This is a genomic window from Desulfonatronospira sp. MSAO_Bac3, assembly GCF_003838035.1.
Taxonomy (GTDB): domain Bacteria; phylum Desulfobacterota; class Desulfovibrionia; order Desulfovibrionales; family Desulfonatronovibrionaceae; genus Desulfonatronospira; species Desulfonatronospira thiodismutans.
Genome location: NZ_QYZY01000149.1, coordinates 1 through 6,665, shown reverse-complemented (window position 1 = coordinate 6,665; position 6,665 = coordinate 1). Strand labels below are relative to the sequence as shown.

Genomic DNA, 6,665 nt, shown 5'->3' with positions numbered 1-6,665 from the left:
TTTTTTCATTTGTCACGCGCTTCGCGTGATAACGGCAAATGAAAAGGCAGCCTTGTCCAAAACCGTGTCCCGGTTTTGGACAATACACCTGCTTCGCGTCTTTAACTTTGCGTACTTAGCGTCTTTGCGGTTCAAAGGCCTGCCACGCTTCTTAGCGTGGTTCTTGTTTTTTTGTAACCCCAGTTAAAACCAGTAAAGCAGGAACGCTTTCAGCGTTGTTAAACTGGGCAGGCAGGCTTTCAACGGTTAAGTCACTGACAGTAACGGTATATTGGTATTTTGAATACCCCTAAGTACCCGCAGGGCATCAGTCTGAGGACCGCAAAACGCATTCCCTCTGTCACCAATCTACACATTTTCTCAAAACAGCCAAGAGCCTATGACCTGCCGGGCTTTACAGACAATTTGCCTTTGTATCGCCCAAAGCAGCGTATCAATTTTACCCGTTTCTTTCAATTCCAGCTCAGCACTTGCCTGTAAAGGCTTTACAGATAAATTTCAGCTTTCAGGGGTACTTTGTTGTAACCAAAAGTAACAAAAGCTTCAGACAGTTCCTGAAAGATAAAAGCATCATAAATACAAATACACAATTATTATTGTTGGTTACGCCAAACAATTTGATTTGGCATGATAAGTGCCTTGGCCTGCCAGAAATGTAGGATAACATCCATGACCAGAGATACTTTTATGCACATCCTGATGGCCGGCACAAAGGGAGACAATAAATTCTGGAAGGCCATGGGCCTTCTGGAAGAACTGTCCGCGAAACGCATCGCAGTCACGGACAAAGAGTCCCTTTTCCAGGCTCTAAGTACAATTCCAGGCCCGGTCATGGTTCTTGTTCTTTCCTCATGCCTCTCGGAAAAGCTGACCAAGGAAGAGATTCTAAGGATCCGCGAGGATTATGAGGCCGAGATCATTGTAGCAGGAAAGTTTTCGACCTGGCGAGACGAGCTTAGTGCGCGCACCGCCGGAATCGCCTGCTACATCCTGCTGCCGGATGAAGCCCCTGTCCTGGCAGAGCAGACCAGACATCTGCTGAATACCTGCCGCAGGCGTCTGGACAATCAGCCCGGGCGCTTGCGCGGGAATAACCGGACCGGACGGAATGTACCTTTTGCATCATGAATGTCGCAATACCGGGCGTATAGTAATGGGCGACCGACAGGTAACAATTCAGGAGGCACTCAGTTGGAGTTCCTGGCACAAGGTCTGGGGACTGTCCCTCGCTATGTACTATCTTTGAAGGTTCTCACAACTTAGAGTTTGTCATATTTAAATTGTACTGGAAGGTAATCGCGGGGGCTGTCCCCAGGCCGTTGAGGCACCCCCTGAATGCTTACACCGGAAGAAGAGGTGTAAGATATTGGGCGCTCTGCGGTCACCCTCTTAAATCCAGGATGCCCAGCATTGTTTGCCCGTAACCAGTGGCCTGCCAGATGAATTTTTAATTGTGAAGACATGAGAGGCATAATATGAATTTTTTTCGCAATCTGCGTTTGAGCTTCAAGGTTTTTATTCCCCTGACAATTATTTTGATTGTTTTTATAGGGGTGTTGTTTTGGGTCTTGAATGATCAAACCCAGAAGGTCAGTGACGAGTTTATTTCTCAGATCAGTAAAAATAAACGTGCCGAGATAGAGTCCTCCGTGGATTTAACCATCCAGGAGGCTCAATCTGTAGCCTCCACTTTTTCTCGGTTGCCGGAGGTGATCCAGGCATACAACCTTGCCTTGGAGGGCAACATAAACGACCCGGAATCCCCGGAATCCCAGGAGGCCAGGGAAATGTTACGGGAGAAGCTTTCCGCTCAAATGGAGGGTTATCAAGAGTTTTCCGATCAGCAGTTGACCTTGCATTTTCATCTCCCCAATGGCCGCAGCCTGGTTCGGTTGTGGAGGGATCACAATGCCATGCAGGACGGGGAGTGGGTGGATATATCTGACGATATTTCAGAGTTTCGTGCAACAGTTATGCACGTAAACCAGCAGCAAGAACCAGCGCAGGGAATAGAAGTAGGCAGGGGCGGCTTCACTCTGCGTAATGTTCTGCCTGTTTCCGATCAGAATAGTGATCACCTGGGTTCGGTAGAGCTGCTCATGGATTTTGAGCCTATAGTAGAAGCAGCAGGTGCCGCAGCAGGTGAAGAAGTAATGATTTATATGAACCGAGAGCTCCTGGATATCGCCACCGGGCTTCAGGATGAGAGCCAGTTCCCGTTAATTGACAACAGGTACGTGGAGGCTATCGGGGACAGTCGCTACAGTGACTTAATTACAGCAGATCTCCTCGACATGGGGAGAGAGGAGCTAAGCCTTGTACAAGAGGGTCACTACGCCCTGTCCTTCTTTCCCATCAAGGATTATGCCGGGAATCAAGTGGGTGTGACCGCCTACATCCTGGATATCTCTGATGAACAGGGTATGATAAGCCAAATGACTCAGATCTTGATGGGTGTTACCGCAGGTCTATTAGTAATCCTGCTTTTGGTGGTCAGGTTTGTCATGGGGTGGGCTGTGCTAAGTCCATTTTCCAAGGGAGTTGGATTTGCTCAGCAGATCTCCCAGGGTGATCTGACCCAGAGGCTTGATATCAAACAGAGAGACGAGGTGGGCATTCTGGCTGACGCCTTGAATGATATGGCGGATAGCTTGCGCAATATGTTCGGGGATATAAACAGCGGGGTGGAGACCCTGGCTTCCTCTTCCACGGAACTGAACGCCATATCCGAAGATATGTCCCAGCGCTCCGAGACCACCGCCTCCAAGGTCCAGGGTGTGGCCAGTGCGGCCGAAGAGCTGAGTACCAGCATGAGTTCCATAGCTTCGGCCATGGAGCAGGCTTCCAGCAAAGTCAACACTGTGGCTACTTCCTCCGAGGAGATGGGCGCCACCATCTCCGAGATCGCTCAGAATACGGAAAATGCCAAAGATATTACTGGCAATGCCGTGGAGAAATCCAGGCAGAGCTCCCAGCGGATAGATAGACTGGGCAATGCAGCCCAGGAGATCAGTAAGGTCACTGATACAATTACTGCAATTTCTTCCCAGACAAACCTTCTGGCCCTTAATGCAACCATTGAGGCGGCACGGGCCGGTGAAGCAGGAAAGGGCTTTGCTGTGGTGGCCAACGAGATCAAGGAGTTGGCCCAACAGACCGCTCAGGCCACTGAAGAGATCAGGGACAAGGTTGAGAATATTCAGAGCGAGACCAGCTTAACTGTGGAGGAGATTCAGGAGATCAGCCAGATCATAAGCGATATTGATTCCATCATCAGCACGATTGCTGCTTCAGTAGAGGAACAGAACATCGCCACCCAGGAGATAGCTGAGAACGTGAGCCAGGCCTCCCAGGGCAATCAGCAGGTGAATGAGAACGTGTCTCAGGTCTCCTCGGTGGCCGAAGATGTGGCCAGGGACATATCCGAGGTGAATATGGATACGGAAGAGATGAAGAGCTCCGGGGTCCAGGTCAAGCAGAGCTCCGAGGAGCTCTCCAGGCTGGCGGAGCGGCTCAAGGAGCTGGTATCTAAGTTCAAGGTATGATTTATGTACAGAGGTATGGCTAACGCTGGCCAGGCCTGTAACTTAGTTAAAGGCAGTTAATTTAGATTTATGAAACTCTTTACTCGCGGTATTTCACTGAAAGCTGCGCTGCTTGCTCTTTTTGCAGTGGTGACAGTTGCTGCAGTGGCGCTGGTGGGCCTTTTTTCTTATTACACCGGAAAAAGAGCAGTAAATGATGTGGCCCTTCAATTGCGGGCTGAGGTCGTGGAGCGCATCAATGAACATGTGCAGGATTACCTGCTCCTGCCCCATCAGATAAACCATGTCAATGCCCGGGCCATAGCTCTGGACAACGGTCTCGCCCAGGACCAGGAAGCCTTGAGCGCCCGTTTTGCCGAACAGGTGGATCTGTTCCCCACGTTAACCAGCATCAGTTTCGGCAATGCTCTGGGGGGCCTGGCCAACAGCGGTAGGGAGCCAAGGAATGACTCCCGCTATGTCATTGTTACGGACAGGTTCCAAGCTGGGACTTTTCGCAAGATCGCCCTGGATTCCGACGCAAGACAAGACCGGGAAATTGACGTCCTGACGGAATTCGATGCACGGACCAGACCCTGGTATAAACTTGCCCAGGACAAGGGCGGGCCTGTTTACAGTGATATCTACATCCTTTTTACCGGACAGGACATGTCACTGGCTGCCAGCAGTCCGGTTTACGACCGGCAGGATAATTTTCTGGGAGTGCTTTCCATTGACCTGTTTCTCGGCCATCTCTCCGAATTTCTCCGGGATCTGGATATCGGGAACCAGGGGCAGGCCGTTATCATGGAACGCTCCGGGGATCTGGTGGCCAGCTCCAAAGGCCGGGTGCTCATGGTTGATAAAGTTCCGTCCCTGAGTCGCCGGGTGCAGGGGGTGGAGAGTGAAGTCCCTGCTGTGCGTGAGGCTGTCCGTTCTCTAATGTTCCGGTTTGAAGATCTGGATGCCATTCAGGAGGATCATTTCCTTGATTTTAAGGTCCAGGGCCGAAAACACCTGCTGCAGGTATCCTCGCTCAAGGTTGATCCCGGCATTGACTGGCTGGTGGCGGTTTCCATGCCGGAAGAAGATTTCATGGCCGGGTTTGCAGCCCAGAACCGGATCACCATCCTGATAACCCTGGCCGTCCTGGGCCTGGCTCTGCTGGCTGGAATGTTCGTGACCAGAGGTATTGTCAGACCTGTCAGTCTGCTGGAAAGGGCCGCCGGCAGGCTGACGTCAGGTTACCAGCCCGAGGAGATCGCGGAAAAGTCCCGATTTGTGGAGGTCCGCAACCTGACCAGGTCCTTCAACCAGATGTCCCGCAAGGTTTCCGACTCCATTCTGAAGCTGAACAACGAACTGGCTGAGCGCAGACGGGCCGAGGAATCCCTGCGGGAGAGCCAGGAAAGAATGCAGGCGGTTACTGACTCAGCCCATGACGCAATTATCATGATGGGACCTGACGGCGAAATATCATACTGGAACCCCATGGCCGAATCAATATTCGGATATACTGCACAAGAAGTCATGGGGAAAAGCCTGCATCATCTCCTGGCACCTGAAAGATATCATACAGACATCACAAAAGCCATGCCGGAATTTCAAAGGACAGGTCAGGGAAATGCAGTGGGCAAAACAATTGAATTGTCAGCTATTGGCAAGGATGGCCTGGAGATTCCCATTTCGCTTTCCATGTCTTCTGTCTTGCTACAGGGAAGATGGCATGCAGTTGGAATTGCCCGGGATATTTCCCGGCGCAAAGCGGCTGAAAAAGAACTTATCCAGGCCAAAGAACAAGCCGAGGCAGCCAACATCGCCAAGTCCAAGTTTCTGGCCAACATGAGCCACGAACTGCGTACTCCATTCAACGGCATCATGGGCATGATGCAGCTGTTGCAGACCACGGACCTGAATGGTGAACAGCAGGAATTCGTCAACCTGGCTATTCAGTCATCCGAAAGGTTCGTCCGCCTGCTTTCGGACATTCTGGAACTGTCCAACATCGAGGCCGGTAAAATGAGCATTTGCTCTGCAGAATTTAGAACTGGAGAATTACTTGACTCCTTGTCAGACTTGTTTTCCGCAGAAGCCCTTAAAAAAGGGATCGTTCTGGAATTTTCCATGGAGCCTGATGTTCCAGAGCAAGTCAGTGGCGACAAGACCCGGGTCAAGCAGGTCATGTTCACCCTGGTGGGCAATGCCTTGAAGTTTACAGAAAGTGGCAGCGTCCAGGTCCACCTGACTTCTATTTCTGGGGCCAAAGGCGGAGATACCAGGTTGAAATTTTCAGTGTCCGATACCGGCATAGGCATCCCCGATGACAAACTGAGCACTTTGTTCAACCCCTTTGTACAGGTGGATGGATCGTATACACGCAAATACCAGGGCGCAGGCCTTGGTCTGTCCTTAGTCAAACGCCTGGTGGATATGATGAACGGGAACATTTCCGTTGAAAGTGAAGTGGACCGGGGGACCACAGTGCACGTGGTCCTGCCTTTTACCCTGCCGGCTGTGGATCACTTGGAATCAGTTACTGCAGCCACAACTAAGCCAGAGTCCAAAAAGTACCTGGACATCCTTCTGGCTGAAGACGATAGGTTGAACCAGTTATTTATGAAAACGATGCTGGAAAAGCAGGGGCATAATGTCCTCCTGGCCAATAACGGGCAGGAAGCCGTAGACTTGTTCCAGGAACAGAACTTTGACTGCATACTCATGGACATCCAGATGCCGGTGATGACCGGGGTAGAGGCGACGCAGCGGATAAGAAGCATGGAGCAGGGGGCATGGGGCCCCAGTGAAACCCCAGTCTACGACAGGGAGCCCTTTGGGCTGTTTAACGGGGCAGGCATGGAGCATGGCGCAGAGGTCAGAGGTCAGAGATCAGAGATCAGAGATGAGAGACCGACTGCAGAAGTACGTATCCCAGAATCCCTCAATTCCTCAATTCCTCAATCCCCCAATCCCCGGATTCCAATAATCGCAGTAACCGCCCATACCCAGCCTGGTGACCGGGAGAGATTTCTGGAGGCAGGCATGGATGATTACATTGGTAAACCAGTGAATAACGAGGATTTTCAAAGGGTATTCAGTAAGTTCTTTGGACAGGAGTATCTGTTTAGCGCTTTGCATGTGGCA

The 6,665-nt window shown here is 51.1% G+C and carries 3 protein-coding genes; all 3 read left to right on the top strand.

Annotation, left to right across the window (positions count from 1 at the left end):
- The first annotated feature begins 669 nt into the window (after window positions 1-669).
- Window positions 670-1,128 carry a hypothetical protein gene (locus tag D5S03_RS05255; protein ID WP_008869038.1) on the top strand — a complete coding sequence of 153 codons (459 nt, stop codon included), beginning with the start codon at window positions 670-672 and terminating at the stop codon, window positions 1,126-1,128.
- A gap of 440 nt (window positions 1,129-1,568) precedes the next feature.
- Window positions 1,569-3,545 (top strand): methyl-accepting chemotaxis protein, encoded by a 1,977-nt coding sequence (locus tag D5S03_RS05250; protein ID WP_161598629.1) that lies wholly within the window; start codon window positions 1,569-1,571, stop codon window positions 3,543-3,545.
- A 69-nt stretch (window positions 3,546-3,614) separates the two neighbouring features.
- On the top strand, window positions 3,615-6,665 hold a 3,051-nt coding region (locus D5S03_RS05245), incomplete at its 3' end, for an ATP-binding protein (protein ID WP_287042886.1).